This is a genomic window from Stenotrophomonas sp. TWI819 (assembly GCF_039673075.1).
Classification (GTDB): domain Bacteria; phylum Pseudomonadota; class Gammaproteobacteria; order Xanthomonadales; family Xanthomonadaceae; genus Stenotrophomonas; species Stenotrophomonas rhizophila_B.
In genome coordinates, this window is sequence record NZ_JBDJKY010000002.1 from 67,933 (window position 1) to 84,573 (window position 16,641).

9 protein-coding genes are annotated in these 16,641 nt (G+C 56.0%); 4 read left to right on the forward strand and 5 right to left on the reverse strand.

The window, feature by feature from the left end; all coding sequences use genetic code 11:
• The first annotated feature begins 22 nt into the window (after nt 1-22).
• The 4 genes from aceE (at nt 23) to ABE463_RS03005 (ending at nt 7,138) form a co-directional block, all read left to right on the forward strand.
• Nucleotides 23-2,710, forward strand: coding sequence for a pyruvate dehydrogenase (acetyl-transferring), homodimeric type (gene aceE / locus ABE463_RS02990; protein WP_346467203.1), 2,688 nt, complete (start codon nt 23-25; stop codon nt 2,708-2,710).
• 72 nt (nt 2,711-2,782) lie between these two features.
• Nucleotides 2,783-5,659, forward strand: a complete 2,877-nt coding sequence (locus ABE463_RS02995) for an NACHT domain-containing protein (protein ID WP_346467204.1) — start codon at nt 2,783-2,785, stop codon at nt 5,657-5,659.
• A 345-nt stretch (nt 5,660-6,004) separates the two neighbouring features.
• On the forward strand, nt 6,005-6,991 hold the full coding sequence (locus tag ABE463_RS03000) for an IS3 family transposase (protein WP_346467205.1): 987 nt from the start codon (nt 6,005-6,007) through the stop codon (nt 6,989-6,991).
• A 3-nt stretch (nt 6,992-6,994) separates the two neighbouring features.
• Complete coding sequence (locus ABE463_RS03005) at nt 6,995-7,138, forward strand: integrase core domain-containing protein (RefSeq protein WP_346467206.1); 144 nt, start codon at nt 6,995-6,997, stop codon at nt 7,136-7,138.
• A 285-nt stretch (nt 7,139-7,423) separates the two neighbouring features.
• On the opposite strand, the gene ABE463_RS03010 is transcribed toward ABE463_RS03005, so the two are convergent.
• The 5 genes from ABE463_RS03010 to ABE463_RS03030 form a co-directional block, all read right to left on the reverse strand.
• The gene (locus tag ABE463_RS03010; protein ID WP_346467207.1) at nt 7,424-9,184 is read right to left on the reverse strand and encodes a hypothetical protein; all 1,761 of its coding nucleotides are present in this window, start codon (nt 9,182-9,184) and stop codon (nt 7,424-7,426) included.
• Nucleotides 9,185-9,431: 247 nt separating this feature from the next.
• Complete coding sequence (locus tag ABE463_RS03015) at nt 9,432-11,534, reverse strand: AIPR family protein (protein WP_346467208.1); 2,103 nt, start codon at nt 11,532-11,534, stop codon at nt 9,432-9,434.
• Nucleotides 11,527-12,501, reverse strand: coding sequence for a PD-(D/E)XK motif protein (locus ABE463_RS03020; protein ID WP_346467209.1), 975 nt, complete (start codon nt 12,499-12,501; stop codon nt 11,527-11,529). Before ABE463_RS03020 ends, ABE463_RS03015 begins: the two co-directional genes overlap by 8 nt.
• Nucleotides 12,494-15,193: a Z1 domain-containing protein gene (locus tag ABE463_RS03025; protein ID WP_346467210.1), complete on the reverse strand. Its 2,700-nt coding sequence runs from the start codon at nt 15,191-15,193 to the stop codon at nt 12,494-12,496. Before ABE463_RS03025 ends, ABE463_RS03020 begins: the two co-directional genes overlap by 8 nt.
• Nucleotides 15,186-16,640 (reverse strand): ATP-binding protein, encoded by a 1,455-nt coding sequence (locus ABE463_RS03030; protein WP_346467211.1) that lies wholly within the window; start codon nt 16,638-16,640, stop codon nt 15,186-15,188. Before ABE463_RS03030 ends, ABE463_RS03025 begins: the two co-directional genes overlap by 8 nt.
• Between the last annotated feature and the right edge of the window lies 1 nt (nt 16,641).

A 16,641-nucleotide genomic window follows, 5' to 3' on the forward strand; every position in this document is an offset into this window, starting at 1 on the left:
GCGTGCGGTCATGGGAGCGCAAATGAACTGGTTGAACGAGGTGCTGAACAACGACCCGAATCCTGTGGAAACCCAGGAATGGATCGAGTCGCTGAAGGCCGTAATTGATGTCGAGGGCCCCGAGCGCGCGCATCAGCTGTTGGAAGGCATGGTGGAACTGACCCGTCGTTCGGGTGCTTACCTGCCGTTCTCTCCCACCACCGAGTACGTGAACACCATCGCGCCGACCCTGGAGGCCAAGAGCCCGGGCAACGCCGAACTGGAATGGCGCATTCGTTCCATCATCCGCTGGAACGCGATGGCGACCGTCGTGCGCGCCAACCGCAAGCCGGGCGACCTGGGCGGCCACATCGCCTCCTTCGCCTCCGGCGCCACGCTGTATGACGTGGGCTTCAACCACTTCTGGCGCGCCCCGAGCGAAGACCACCCGGGCGACCTGCTCTTCATCCAGGGCCACAGCGCCCCGGGCATCTATGCGCGTTCCTTCCTGGAAGGCCGCATCGACGAAGCCCAGCTGGACAAGTTCCGCATGGAAGTCGACGGCGGTGGCCTCTCCAGCTACCCGCATCCGTGGCTGATGCCCGATTACTGGCAGACCCCGACCGTGTCGATGGGCCTGGGCCCGCTCGCCGCGATCTACCAGGCGCAGTTCCTGCGTTACCTGGAAAACCGTGGCCTGATCGAGAAGTCCGACCGCAAGGTGTGGTGCTTCATCGGCGACGGCGAGAGCGATGAGCCGGAAACCCTCGGCGCGATCGCGCTGGCCGGCCGCGAAGGCCTGGACAACCTGATCTTCGTGGTCAACTGCAACCTGCAGCGCCTCGACGGCCCGGTGCGTGGCAACGGCAAGATCATCCAGGAACTGGAAGGCGTCTTCCGTGGTGGCGGCTGGAATGTCATCAAGCTGCTGTGGGGCGGTTACTGGGATGCCCTGCTGGCCAAGGACACCAATGGCGTCCTGCGCAAGCTGATGATGGAAACCGTCGACGGCGAATACCAGAACTGCAAGGCCTTCGGCGGCGCGTATACCCGTGAGCATTTCTTCGGCAAGTACCCGGAAACCGCAGCGATGGTCGCCGGCCTGTCCGACGACGATATCTGGCGCCTCAACCGTGGTGGCCACGATCCGCACAAGGTGTACGCCGCCTACCACCAGGCCGTGAACACCAAGGGCATGCCGACCGTGATCCTGGCCAAGACGGTCAAGGGCTACGGCATGGGCAGCGCGGGTGAAGCACTGAACCCGACCCACCAGACCAAGAAGCTGGACGACGACGCCGTCCGCCACTTCCGCGACCGCTTCAACATCCCGGTGACCGATGCGCAGCTGGCCGACGGCCAAGTGCCGTTCTACCACCCGGGCCCGGATTCGCCGGAAGTGAAGTACCTGCAGGAACGCCGTGCCGCCCTGGGTGGTTACCTGCCGCAGCGCCGCCGCAAGGCGACCAAGAGCTTCAACGCACCGAAGCTGGACAGCTACGAGCGTCTGCTCAAGAGCAGCGGCGAGCGCAGCTACTCCACCACCATGGCCTTCGTGCAGAGCCTGAACATCACCCTGCGCGACAAGGAACTGGGCCCGCACATCGTGCCGATCGTGGCCGACGAAGCCCGTACCTTCGGTATGGAAGGCCTGTTCCGCCAGATCGGCATCTACGCCCCGTTCGGCCAGAAGTACAAGCCGGTCGATGCGGACCAGCTGATGTTCTACCGCGAAGACCAGAGCGGCCAGGTGCTGCAGCAGGGTATCAGCGAGCCGGGCGCGATCAGCTCCTGGATGGCTGCCGGTACCAGCTACTCGGTCAGCAACGTGCCGATGCTGCCGTTCTACATCTACTACTCGATGTTCGGCTTCCAGCGCGTGGGCGACATCGCCTGGCAGGCCGCGGACATGCGCACCCGTGGCTTCCTGCTCGGCGGCACCGCCGGCCGCACCACGCTGAACGGTGAAGGCTTGCAGCACGAAGATGGCTTCAGCCACATCGTCGCCGGTGGCATCCCGAACGTGCGCAGCTATGACCCGACCTTCGGCTTCGAAGTGACGGTGATCCTGCAGCACGGCACCAAGGCCATGATGGAAGATCAGATTGATGAGTACTACTACATCACCCTGATGAACGAAAACTACACCCACCCGGAAATGCCGGAAGGCGCGGCCGATGGCATCGTCAAGGGCATGTACCTGCTCACCGACGCCGGCAAGCCGAAGAAGGGCGAGCTGCGCGTGCAGCTGCTGGGTTCGGGCACCATCCTGCGCGAAGCCATTGCTGCTGCCGAGCTGCTGGACAAGGACTTCGGCGTCACCGCCGATATCTGGAGCTGCCCGAGCATCAACGAACTGCGCCGCGATGGTTTCGATGCCGAGCGCTATAACCGCTTCCACCCGGAAGCCGAACCGCGCAAGGCCTACGTGACCGAGCTGCTGGAAGGCCGCCAGGGCCCGGCGATTGCCGCGACCGACTATGTGCGTGCGTACGCGGACCAGATCCGTGCATTCGTGCCGATGTCGTACACGGTGCTGGGTACGGATGGCTTTGGTCGTTCGGATACCCGTGCGAACCTGCGTCGCTTCTTCGAGGTTGACCGGTACTACATCGCGCATGCCGCGATTGCGGCGCTGGCGAAGGAAGGGAAGATGACGGGTAAGGATGTTGCTCGGGCGATCAAGCAGTACAAGATTGATCCTGAGAAGGCTAATCCTGTTGGGGTTTGAATCTAAATAGTACTAAAAGGTGGGCGGCTTAAAGTCGCCCACTTTTTTGTCCGGCAAATCTCAGGGGGAGAGATGGATCTCGAAGGCTCAGTGAAGTTAGTCTCTCAGTTCAGAGAGGCAATCGCAGATGATCCCGTCATCGCGATACTTCTGTTCATGGTGCTTTTGTTTCTGATACTTAATACATTCATTGAGTTCTGCAAACTGCTAGCACGAGCCGTCTCGGCGCTCAAGAATGGGCTGAAGACATCCATCGAAGCAATCCGGGGAGGTGCTCAATATAGGGAGCACATTCAGAGGCGCAGACAGTTCTTGTCGGTGCTGAGCTCTGACCTCGCTGCGATCGGGAAGGCGGAGGCATGGAATGACCAGAACTTCACTGATCTCGAGGCAGAGGTTCAAGTAGATGGCGGATATTTCGCCTCGGTCTTTGATCGATTGCGCAACCATCGATCGTTTGGGCAGCGCCGCGAAAAGTCATTAATTGGCGCGATTGATGGAAGCGCAGAGCGTTGCCTTTTGCTGACGGGAGACCCCGGCGCAGGTAAGAGTGTTGCCCTACGACATCTGGCCATGCAGATGATAGATCGTGCACGGACCTCAAAGACGAAGTATGCGGCAATCCCTCTATATGTGAACTTGCGGGAGCTATCCGTCGAAGGTGAAATTGGATCAGCGCAGATAAAGAACTTTGTCATCGACAACGTTCGCAGAGGCGATGCTGACACGGCGGAATACCTCAATCGAAATTGGGCCGATTTTAACCAGAAAGGTGGTTGGTTCTTCCTGTTTGACTCATTTGATGAAATTCCTCAAGTTCTGCACGCGGCGAATGAGGATGTTAAGATTGAGAGATACGGAAAGGCAATTCAGCAGTTTATGGATGGCCTCGGTGGGTGTAGAGGCGTGCTTGCCTCGAGAGAGTTTAAGAGTCCAAAGGCATTGGCCTGGCCGAGGCTGAAGATTCTCCCTCTAAATGAGCCGCTTCAAGAAGAGCTCGTCGACAATACATTTCTGACTAAGGCGCAAAAGCAAGTTGCGCTTAGGGCCCTATCGACATCAAGAAGCGCGACTTACAGAAATCCTCTGTTTCTTACCTTGCTGTGCCGCTACGTAAGAGAGAAAGAGGTTTCCCCGAAGAACGAGCACGAGCTGCTCTATCAACACGTAAATTCGCTCTGTGAGCGTGACGAGGAATACGTTGGTTCTAGGTGGGGCTTGAACCGCGAAGCAATGAAGCTGGGTGCTGCAGAGCTATCAAAGATATTTGCGCTTGCTCCAGAGGTAGGGCTTGCACCCTCTGTGGAAGAAATCTCCGGTCTTGCTGCTAACTCTGAATTTCTGCGCGACAAGGTTGAGAGGGTTGTCGAGGCTCTCACTTATGTGAAGGTTGGTCGGATGGACGTGGCGACCGCTTCCAAGAGAGAGCGTCGATTCGCTTTCTCACACCGCAGGTATCAAGAAGCAATCTTTGCAAAGTACCTTTCAGAGAACCATGGGTTCATCGAACCGGCCGAACTTCTATGTAACCCCCGGTGGCGCGAGTATGTTGTTGCCATGCTCCAGACCACCTCACTGGACAAAGGTCACGCGCTGGTTGAACACGCCACTAAGTTGATCCGTGCACGGTGTTCTACTGGCCGAGTCTCTGAGGGTAAGGACCGCGCCGGCGCTGTCCGAGCCTTCCCGTGGACGGACGAAGTTCTCACGCACCTCCTCAAGCTCATGGTCGATGTTAAGACCTTTAACCCTTCCCCTGCTTGGGCTGAATCGGAGTTGGACGTGGAGCGATTCTTCGCTCCGCTATGGGTACATGGCGACCTCTTTGACCGAGCGATGATTATCAGGCACGGCGGGGCGGGAAGCGCCATCGCTCACTCTCGGCGGCTGGAGTACGCGAGGGAATCAGGGATCACCTCTTTGCAAGAAGAAGCAGTGTCGTCCTGTCAGTTTGCTACGACACCGAGTGTAGAGGTTGCCAACTGGATCCGGGAGCGAGTGGCGCGGAAGATTGTACTTTCAAGCAAAAACATGGATGCGCTCAAATGGGAGTCACTTGCAGCTCAACTGCCCTCTGCTTACGAGGCGACCTTCTGTGTAACGCGGGCCAAAGCCCTTCGCAACCAACATCGATATGCACGGCTGCTGATTCTGCCCCTCTACTATCTTGAGCGTCTAAGGAGGTCGTCTGTCGGCGGAAGGTCATCCGAGTCTGTCACATACAGGAAGTTTAGATTCGCGATGCTTTTTGTGAACATGGTCCCAATATTTGTCATAGCGGGGGCTGGATTTCCGACAGGTAAGATCGATGCGCCTGAAACTGTCAAAGCCGCTCTTGTTGGCCTGATGCTAGTGTGCTTGCTAAGCTTGGCGATAACTCATGTGAGATTGGAGAATCTTTCCCTTCCACGGAGGTTAAGGCTCTGGGATGCAATCCGATCATTCACTGTTGACTACAAGCTTTTTCTGACAGCTTCTTTCGCATCGGTGATTGCTTCAATCGTAGCCATAATGCCAGGCCTCGCGCTGGTCTGGGCGTCGAGACATTGGAGTTTCCTCTCCAGTTGGAAAGATCCGGAGTTAATATTAATGGGTTCCACTTTACTGTGGGCGGGCGTTGTTGCTGGGATCCTGCTGTTCTCGCGACGATCTGAAGCGAGAGGCAGGCTAGATGCAATTCGTACCCTAGCTACCCGAAAATCGCTGAGATCTGCTGTTGCTGAAGCTGTGGACACCGGGCACGTTGCAGAGGTGTGCAGGGTGGCAATAAACGACCCAGCAACGTCAAATGCGGATGTCAGGCGTACTATTACGCTTATCTCGGGCTGGGTAATTCCTCGACGCGGTGGGGAGCGGAAAGTAGAATTGGGAGATAGGGCGGGTGCCGTAGAGGGTTCTTCGATCTTGCTGGCTGAGTATCTGAGGCGTCATGCCGCAGCTCCGCTCTGATCGTCGATTATCGGCACTTCCCAATCACGGAGGCTTGCAACGTAGTCACCCACTGAAAGCCCGCTTGGATGATTCATTCCCGGACACGAGATCCCATGAATGACGTCATGGAAGAGGGTATTGGACGCTGCACTGCAGTGCCCGGCGGAGCTCAGCGAGGCGTATTGAGCCATCTGGGAAGAGCGAAGGCTGCCCCAGTACACCAGGTCGATGTAGATCGAACGCCCGTCTGCGCTGATTGGCTCATCATGCTAATGACCCTTCCACGCGTCGACTTGAATGCAGTGAGCTGTAATGACCCACTGATTTCCTGCTCAGGTGTTACTTTCCCCGAAGGAGACACCGATGAGCGAAGTGATGGAAGAAGAGATCAAGCGTTGGACGGCCCGTCGCAAGTCGGCACTGGTCCTTGAGATCATCCAGGGCAAGACCACCGTGGCTGCGGCCAGTCGCCAGTTCGACCTGACGCCGGCGGAGATCGAGAGCTGGGTGGACGATGGCAAGCGCGGCATGGAGAACGCGCTGCGGGCCAAGCCGGAGGACGTGCGCGTACGAGCGCCAGCTCAAAGACCTGCAGGAAGCCTACGGCGAGGCCATGCTGGAGATCCGCGCCCGAAAAAAGCTGGCGTCCCTGTTGGGAAAGGACGAGAGCTGATGCTCTCGGTCCAGCAGGGGCTGAAGGACGAAGGTGTAGCGATACCGATGACCAACCTGTGCCAGTGGTTCGGCGTGGCGCGGCGGACGACGTACTACAAGCCGACCCGTTCGCCTGCAAAGGTCAAAGCGGAGCTTGCCGAGCCGATCAAGGAGATGATCGAGGCGGAGCCGTCGTTCGGCTACCGCACGGTGGCTGCATTGCTGGGCATGAACAAGAACACCGTCCAGCGGATCTTCCAGCTCAAGGGCTGGCAGGTGCGCAAGCGCGCACTTGGGCAACGGCCCAGGATCCAGGCAAAGGTCTCTCGTGCCGAACGACCCGACCAGCGATGGGCCACGGACCTGTGCCGTGTATGGGACGGCAAGGACGGCTGGCTGAGTCTGGCGCTGGTGATCGACTGCAGCACGCGGCAGCTGCTGTGCTGGCACCTGTCACGCACCGGCAAGGCGAGCACTGCCTCAGCCGCTCTGGAGCAGGCCTTGATCACCCGCTTTGGCACGCTGGGACGTGTGCCGGAGCCTTTCCTGCTGCGCTCGGATAACGGTCTGGTCTTCACCAGCCGTGACTACACGCGCCTGGTGCGCAGCTACGGCCTGAAACAGGAATTCATCACGCCGCACTGCCCGCAGCAGAACGGGATGGCGGAGCGCGTAATCCGGACACTCAAGGAGTAGTGCGTGCATCGCCACCGCTTTGAGAGCCAAGTCCATGCCCTGCGGATCATTGGCGACTGGATTGGCTTCTACAACCAACAGCGCCCACATCAGGCGCTGAAGATGATGACCCCGGACGCGGCTTATGCCGCTACATTAACCGCATGACCTGAGCAGAAACCGGTGGGTCATTACAAACACGGACTCTCCGCTTCCCCATCCGCCGTTAGCCAAGACGACGAAAGAGTGGAGCGGGTGATTCGGGTGTCGAAGAGGCAAGGCGCGCATCGGCAACGCTTCGAAAGCCACGCGCACGCCACGTTGATAATTGCTGACTGGATCGCCTTCTGCAATTAGAAGCGCGCTCTGAAGATGATGACCTCGGACGCGCCCTATGCAGCTATATTGACCGCATGACCTGAGCGGCAACCGGTGATTCATTGGACTAACTGCCTATCGGATCGTCAGCAAGAAGTTCTGATGACCTTCGAGACGATCAATTCCTAAAGTATCGATAAACCGATACCCAGCCTCAAGTGCCTCTGACTCCCGCCGTTCAAAGTCCCCGTTTGTTAAGTAAGCGTGCTCATCAATCTGGAATGTACTCTCGAAGCGGCGGGCGCTGTAGCGGATCGTGGTTCCACCTACCTCAATTGAATCCCACGACTTTGAGTAACTCGATGCGATCAAGCGTCTCATGCCCCAGAGGTGCGCGAGTATAAAGTTAACGTCTCCGTCGCACCTCTCCACAATCTGATTCAACGAGGCGACGCTGACTATTGCGGTCGAGCGCTCGGGGAAGAATAGACCCGTATTCTGAGACGTCACAACCAAGAAATCCGCTGTAATGCAGTACCCTGTTGGGAATATCTCGTCAAACGGAAGTGTCGGAAACCCAGCCTCGATCTTGCGTACCAAAAGGTCGCGACCTTGCTCGCTGGCCAAGAATGCTTTCAGCTTGTCGACCTGCTTCAGTGCCTTAGTAACCGCCCCGCTCTTTCCTGTTGCCCTTAAATATTCCTTCGCCCATGTCGCCGGAAGAATATTCTTCACCTCACAAGCAAAAACATGAAAGCCTAGCGATGGCTCGTACGAAACTGCAAAGACGTCAATGTCGGGCAGTGAGCTGTCGAACTGTTGAAGAAGTAAATCCGTCTCAACGGTGAAATTGCAGTACCGGGTAAACATTTGTGCAACTTCTGTCACAAGCGCATCGCCCATGTCCCGGGCAAATCCTGCAGAGAACCCGTCGCTGTCGCGGGCTGCATAACTCTTGAGCGCCGCCGCAACGCCATCCTTCAAGGAAAAGCTGAACGGCAGAAGTAGGTACTTCCTTGCATGATCTATGTAATTGAATGTTCCCCTCGAGCTTGCGGCGATGTCACGAAGCACTGAATTGCAAACTGCTCGTGGGACACCTGCTAGATTGCTAAACTCAGGAACAGCTTCATCCTCCGTCAGTGTTATCACGCACCCCAAGCCGCGAGCTGCTGCATATTTACGCTCGTACAGTGAGTATAGGAGCATGCTCTCGTAAACCGCATAGAACTGACGGAATGTGTAGCCTCCCATAGAGGCTTCACTATCCCTTGGGACATACGAAAAAAACACGGTGAGCTTGTGCGCAGTCTCGAGCTCGATATGCTCAATCAGCGTGGCAAATCGCGGGTCGGTTTGATCCCACCTTTCAACCGAACGCATAAGGTCCATCATCTCTTCGTTGGAGATCCTAGAGCTCGCCCCCATAGCTCGCGACCTTAGCTTGAACATGTTGTGTTCAAGCACCAGTTGCTTATCAAAGTCGTTGTTCCTAAGATCAACCTGGATAGATGATCCGTCTTGGGACCAGCTGACCGAGGACGCGTCGTTGAAAGAGAGATATATTAGATCTCTTAATTCGTAATATGCGGCGGCGAACTTAAATGCTCGAATTAGTTCGTTAACTCCGAGCGGCGGCGCAGATGAACCCGCATTCAACTCGGAAATCATGCATCCAACATACACGTCCAAGCTCGTGCGTAGAGCCTCGCCCAAGTCGAAGTTTCCACGGCTGTACTGACCCTCAACTGCCTCTAGAATGGCGACCAGGTTCTCTTCAGTGGGGCCGAGCGTGGAAATTATGGAGGCAAGCTCTGATTCGATAAGCTCGTCGACAATCTTCCTGATCTGGGTGTCTTGATGGGAATCCAGTCTGATTTGTGAAATCTCGGTCATCTTGGAAGGCCTCTGAACTTAGACAGTTGACTGTAGCGCTACTAGAGACATTGGTGCCTGTTCAACCAGGTAGCCGCCCGCCGTTCTCTGCTAGGTCACGCGGAGAGACAGCGGAAATGACGGATCCGGGGTCATGATGTTCTCTGCCGGGTAAGGGCGATGCTGGTAGTAGATGGCGGTCCAGTCAGCCATCCCCATGCGTCGCGGAGAGCTGCAACTCAATTTCGCGCAGGTGTACGTGCAGCTCCTATTCGTGGCGAAAGCCCTCCGCCTCGCAGATGCTTCCAATAGCGCGTAACCGCCTCCAATCCCTGTCAGCACCTATAGAGGTCACAGTCTTAAGCGATCCGGCCCTCGCGAGGAGGGTGAGATCCTGGCCAAACACCAAGTGCTTTATCGGCTCCCACTGATACAGCGCGGCCCAGTATCCACTCTCTGCACGCTGAAACACCTCTTGCTGAAGGGAGATGCCGTCATCCAGAGCCCCGTCGGAACGCTCGCTACTTCTCCGTTGCTTATCCGTCTCACGATCGACTGTCCATTCCGCGACGCCATCGCCTAACGCGAAACGTGAGTTCGAGAGTCGAGTCCAGCAAGCTTCCTTCTTTGCCCACTCGCCCACATTCGAGGAGCCCATCGGAAGATCCTTCAGCGCAGACTGAGCCAGCACTGCAGCTCGCGTGAACACCTGCATCAGCTTAGCGTCCGGCTGCTGCCTCTCCCACAGCTTGGAGAAGTTGATCTCTCTTCCAGACGCTCGCACTGCGTGCAAGACCAAAGACCACGCGTACGAAACAATCTGAAGTCTGTAGTCGCCTTCGTACCAGCTACCCCTCGCGGAAGAGACAGTCGACTCACCCGCTTTCCACATCAGAGCGAGGGCCGATATCCGCTGATAATAGCCGTCTGCAAAGCGTGGGCTGATCTCCTCCCAGTGTTCGCCCTCCGTCCTGTCCCGCTTGGCAGAGAACTTCGCCGCAAACTTCATGAAGTTCTTCTGTGCACCGAGTGAGACCCAGAATGGCTTCTCATCTAAGACACTATCGTACTTGGCGAGGTCGGTCTTGTTGATTACTTGGCTGGAAGGGAACTGCAGATCGAAGGCGGCCTTTCCGGCCTTCGTCAAATACATGCGCTCATTCTGATACTGGCCGCGAGCGCGCTCGTAGAACCATTTGCTCTGAACACGCTCATCGGCGCGGGCGGGGACCATGAGCCGACGGGAGATCCCCTCCATCTTGCGGTGAAATGGATGATTCGCAAAGAAGTCAGCAATCGCAATCTTGTTTTGAGTGTTGGCAAATTCCGCAATCTTTGGAACCAGGTCGCTCGCGTCCGTAACATTGACAATTGTTAGCTTCATTGGAACAGAGACTCCTTGCAATGAGAGCTTGTCCTGCTTTCTTGCTCGAAGAATGCTGGCAGTCGTCTGCCCCCCATTCACGATCTGGAGATCGGAAAGAGAGGTGATGACTGTGCCGGTCGGGCCACTTTCAATTACGGCTGACGCGGCCGTAGCGGCAATCCCGTTGTTGTACGCAAAGAAGAGACCGGGCTTATCCTGGATGGTGGCCTTGATGCCCTTGTTGACGCCACCCTTCATGCCAAGAAACGATCTCACATTACCCTCAAGCAAGCGGCTGCCAAACCTCTCGAAAAGATCCGCCAAGACGTCGCCGTCAACAACGCAAAGATAGGAGCTCAGATTTTGAGCTTGCGAAGCTTTGATGCACGGAATTCCATAGGAACCGAATTCAGAAAGATCAATTTCAATGGATTCTCTCTCTCTGCCTGATTCATACATGGCCCTGATGCGGTCGAGATCCCACAGATGAAGCTCGGTTACAACCCCAGAAACGGTCGAGCGGGACTCGCGTTTATAGGCTTTCGTTACAATGCGATTCGAGATGATGTGAAGCCTGATACAGCTGATGCTGTCCTTGTTCCTGCGAAGTGTGCTTGCCAACTCGTAGGCTGGACTCGATTCGGTGATCTCATCATCCAGAGATCCTTCGAAGGAAGCTTTCGCAAAGTTCTCGAGCCATGTCCTCATCTGATCGATATCGGCCGTGTACAGTGGAGCGGGCTCGGAGTCGTCGTTCCATCTTCCAACCACCATGGAAAGAGAGCCGTCTGCATCGTCCATCGAAGTGAATCCATGCAGCTTTGCTTCCCGCCCTCTGCCGACATCTCGCGTGTCATCTGCGAGAATCATCTCGCCAAACGCAGGATCCTCTTGAAGTCGATCGGCAATCTCGGAGACAAAAGCCAGAGTGTCAACCAGATGCTCTGCGGAACCTCTCCGCATTACGATCTGATGGAGTTCATGGCCGAACTCTGAGTTATCCATGAGTGGACCTCTGAAGCTGGCGAATCCAATGCAATGACAACGTATAAGTTGCGTTGCCTACACCGGGTGGAACGTCAGTCTCTGTTATTCGGGGGAAGTCCCCAGAGACAGAGAATGTTTCCTCGTCAATTGGTTCGAAGGCGATCGTGTCATAGGTCGAGCTATGGACATAGCCTGCGGAAAGAAGACGCTCCCGGAATGCCGCCAGCGCAGAGGGTGCGGCGTGAAGAAATCGCTCAATACGCAGAACTAGCCCATTCAGCGTGCATGCTGCTGACTCAGTTGGTGCTGCCTGTCTTAAGGTCCAGATGCTCAAAGAGAGCGGACGGTCTGATTGAAGCTGTTGGAGAGAACTGATCGAAACCAGCTCGGAACTCGGTCCGACAGCCTTGACTTCGACCGACTCCGCTGAAAAGACGAAATCCTGATCGCACCCACTCGGACCAAGCCAGGCATTCACTATCTCCTCGGCCTCCCGAGACCCCGACTCCAGGTGCCGGAGAATGTAAAGGAGTTCCGCGGTCAGACCCTTGATCTCGTGCGGTGCGAGAATGCCGCCCGGTCTAAGCTCGAAGAGCTGTTGCCACAATCGGATGCGAGAGACGACCGCTGTTGTCACTTCCTGATCATTGGAAGCGTAAGTCAGAGAGTGAATAAGGTCGTGGCACAATCTAGCGAAAACATCTCGCAATTCGCGTCTTTTCAGTCGGAGGAAGAGCAGCCATGAGCCGAGCTCCGCACGTTCTTGGCGGAAGTAGTCAATAGCATCGGACCTAAGGTCAAGATAGGGCGGTGTTTGAGTGGTCTCCACTGCAAAAAGAAGAGAGCCTTCAGGATCGACACCTGCGAAAGTTCCGATCCGCGAAGCCTTGTCAGTTCGGAACACGTAGTGCCCGCCCGCCGAAGCGGGTGCTTGGCTCTGGCGGGATATAGCGGAGTCCCATGCCTCGTGCAGTCCATCACTCATCGGCCTCATCCTCTTCATCGGAAAGCCCAATGTTGTCGAGATAGACCTTGTTCACCCGGTACGTGACTGACGTAGCTTCGGTATCTATGTACGATGGGAACGATAGGCTGATGGCAACTTTGATCTCTGATCCAACATCACTGATGGGGGCCGTCTTCTTCTTAATATCATCACCATCGAACTTTGCTTGGATCAGATGGATCACAAGGAGTGGGCTGACTCTGCGCTCTCTAAAAGCAGCGCCAGAGATAGCCTTGCCGCCATCCTCTCTGTTTTTCCATTCGGCTTCGATGTCTGAGACTATCTCCGGGCCTAAACCGACCCGCTCGTCACCCGCCTCTCCGAGGCGATGCTTGTTGATGCGGGCACTTGTAGCCGCCCTCGATCGAAGCTTCTCAAACGAGCGCTCCCTGGCGGTAGGCTGGCGGATCCTGCCATCGGAGGTAAGAATATCAATGCCATCGACACTACGTCCGTTACCTTGTACCACGCAGACATCCCAGTTTCGGAGCTGCGGAACGCCCCCTTCCTTGATGAACTCGATCAGCGGGATTTCGCCAGTCTTAGCGTCAGGGAGGAAACTCTGATTGATCGGCGATACAGAGAGAGTTGACAGATAGCGAGCGACACTGGTTGCGTGGACGCCTTTCCATATGTAGCGGTTTGCTGCCTCACTCGGCTGACCAAGGAGTCGTACGAATTCCGCGGTTGCTTCGAGATTGCCCTCGTTCAATTTTGGATCACGGAACAGCGCCGTCGTCTCCACAAGCGTGCTGCTGAACGAGACGCTCAGATCAACTTCCGAAGAGTTGCGCATCTTGTTCTTGGCTGTTACCAGAAGAAGCTTCGGATGCGACCGGACGCGAATGCCGAATCGGCTTGGCGGAAGGCGATTCACATACATGTGTCGAAGGTCCGCTCTAAGCTCGGCAACCGCTTCGGCTATGTCTTCAAACCACGACGTCGCTTCTTCGTGCATCCATACGCGGCAGATATCGTCATAGCCTGTCCGATAGCCAAACCATCGCGCCATTTGAAGCAGTGTGTCGTACGCCTTCGAGTGCCTGTAGAAGTAGCTCACGGAAAGACCCTCAAGAGTCAGTCCGCGGGACAACGTCAAGCCGCCAACGGCGATGACTCTCCGCCCCTTCTCGGTATTCTTGTACTTTCTGTAGTTCAGCTTGTTCTCTGCTTCGGTCCTCTGATTGATGGTCAGAACCTTGACAGATGCGACGGAATCATAGAGCTGGCGACGCACGATGTCCCACGGGAACTCGGTCGCTGAGTATTGGGTGTCGAAGACCACCTTAAGCTCGACCAACGCTGGATGGCGGTCCCAGATATCGTCGGATGACAGGTACTGTCTAATCTCTGACATGAGGCCATAGAGATGAGACTCAAGGATTTCCGAGAGTCGGCTCTGAACGTCGGTAAAGCGGGAGACGTTGACAAGCATCGATCTATGTTTGAGCGGCTCCTCTCTAAGGTCGCGTATGGCGCATGACAGAAGAAAGGTTGCAACGGCATTCTTCAGCGATGGGGGAAGCTCATCCACCTGTAGGTCGCGGTTATGACGCGCTGGGAAGAAGTCCTCAGCATCGTCCAGATCAACCAGCTGATGGCCTTGCGACCCTTCGCTCGTGAACATTGCACTGGCACCAACATAATTGGTTGGTGCCTTAAGGCTGTAGATGAAGTTGTTAGGGAAGAGGTCGTTGCGCTGCGAGTCCGGATTTATGAAGACGTTGGCAAATGGCGTTGCGGTATATCCAACATAGGACGAGCGCTTGAACAGGCCAACAAGGTCACGGATCAACAGGTTGATCTTTGCTGGATCCTCATCCTTCTTGGCGTTGACGGAGGCGTTGTCGGCCTCATCGTCGATGAGCAGGAGAGGTTGATCGATCTGCCCGGTGCTTTGCGCTCCGCGCTGAGACTTAATGAACTCTATGAGACGCTTGAGAGGGGTCATGTTCTTCTTCATCACGAGAAGAACAGGCTGAGAGAGGTTTTGTAGCGGAATCCCCTTCAACGATCTCTGGTTGGCGGTGAGGAAATCGGAGCTGACCGACGTAAGTACGTTCGGAATCGTGTTCTCTCGGAACCTGCCCGCGCCGAAGACCTTGGTGCGGATACCGTCCATCAGATCATTGCTGTCCTCGCCGACGAACCCCTCGTCCATGCGCTCCTGGGATTGCGAGCGCAGCTCTTCGATGGTTCCGGTCAGCAAAACGATGACCTTGTAGCCAGCATCCGCCGCTTTGTTGATAAGTCCGCAATAGTTGCCTGTCTTGCCCGATTGGACGTCGCCCATCACCAAGCCTTGAATCCTCCATTGTTCAGGATTGGCGGGGTTACCGCATTCTGTAAGGATGTTGTCTGTGTCCTCGTCGATGGCGCGGATGATCGAGCCGGTAAGCCCTTGAGTATTCAGCTGTTTGACGTACGCTTCCCAGTATGTCCATTTGATTGAGGCCTTCGCGTCGGCAATCCATGGTTCCTGATCGCCACTTGTGAGACCTTCGCCCGGGCTCATTGCCAATCCAATCCTGTTCTCCAAAATCCTTCTGGTTGGTTCAAGATTGTCGTTGGGGAACACCAGCGAAAGCTTGGTCATGATCTCGGCCAGAATCTCGTCAGTGAGATCCCGATCGCCGAGAATACCCATGGCAGTAACAGAGAAATCAGACATTCTCAACTCTCTCCTTGAGAAGATGGTGCAGGTGCGGGTAGCGGGCCAGCGGGTCTATCTGGAGTACCGCATCAATGTCCCTGCCGGTCACGTCGATGAGTGCAAAGGCGACTCGCACGAGTTCTTCGAGCTCTTCGGCAGGCAATGGACTTCTTCTGTCGCTGCACATGTCCGCGTAGATTGCTTCATAGGGAAGTCCGACGGACAGAGATTTCAGCAGCAACAGGACTTCTCGTGAAAGATCCGAGTTCTCTGTGAGTAGCGTTTCCACCAGTGGGTGACTGGCGTTGACCTGATAGGAGTAGTGGCCGTGTGATGGCTCAACCCTCTGCCATAGAGGAGTGATACCCAGGCCCGGCCTCTTCCTTCCAGCGTACTGGATCGCCTTTTTGCTCTTCTCGGCGAAGTGAGGAATCAGCTGCTTGAGCCTGTCCCTGATCACATCCGGCGGATAGGCTGCGGACTTCTTGATATCAAGAGCCCACAGCTCATCGAATGAATTTGGTATGTCAACTTGGACACGGGTCAGCTTATAGAATTCCTGTTTCGGAACCAGTCGAAACCACGTCCCCCAGATGACCAATCGTCGGCCGCGATAAACGTAGAAACCCTGGGTTCCCCTGAGGCCCTCACCTCCACCGGCCATGTCAATCTCCTCCGGCGTCAGGCTGCTGACTGGCGGCAGGATGAAGGGGGAGACAATTACGGTTCCTTTGGGATGCGATATGGTCTGTCCCTCTAGCGCCTGCCTATGTGAGTTAGCCCCAAGAAATGGGTCTCTCGCCGGAAGGCGAAGCCCGTTGAGTGAGATGGCAACAGCTGGGTGCCCACCCTCAGGTTTGGAGAAGCGGTGAAACACCAAGGCAAGATGCTCGTAGAGCGGCGCCATTCGCGTAGTCATCTCCTTTCCCGCATCTGTGGCACCAGCGGTAAGTCGGTCGAGCTCCTGCCAGATGACAAGCGTCCCTGACGCCTGTTCAAGGAGATTCCGGTACATCGGAAGCGTGGACAATTCGCTTTCATTTGGCACCACAACGCGCCACGCTGACAGCTCCCTGACTACGTCCAAGTCCCATCTTCGCGCGCTTAGTACCCCATTCTTCTTGCTGACAACGGTTAGCTTGCGTGCTTGCGACAGTGAGGCAGTCTTTAGCCCGAGGCCGAATCTCCCGAGGTCGCTTGATCTGCGCGCATCGGTGGGATTGGTGCTGCCGTGTCGCATTGCATCAGTAAGCTCGGATGCTTCCATGCCCAGTCCATCGTCAAGAACTGCAACATAAGGGCTGCTAGTAGCGTCGTATTGCACATCAATCCGGCGCGCATCTGCCGACAAGCTGTTGTCGACTATGTCCGCGATCGCCGATTCCACTGAATACCCAACAGCTCTCATCGACTCCATCAAAGAGACAGGGTCTGGGACCACCAGAAGCGTTTCAACGTCCATCATT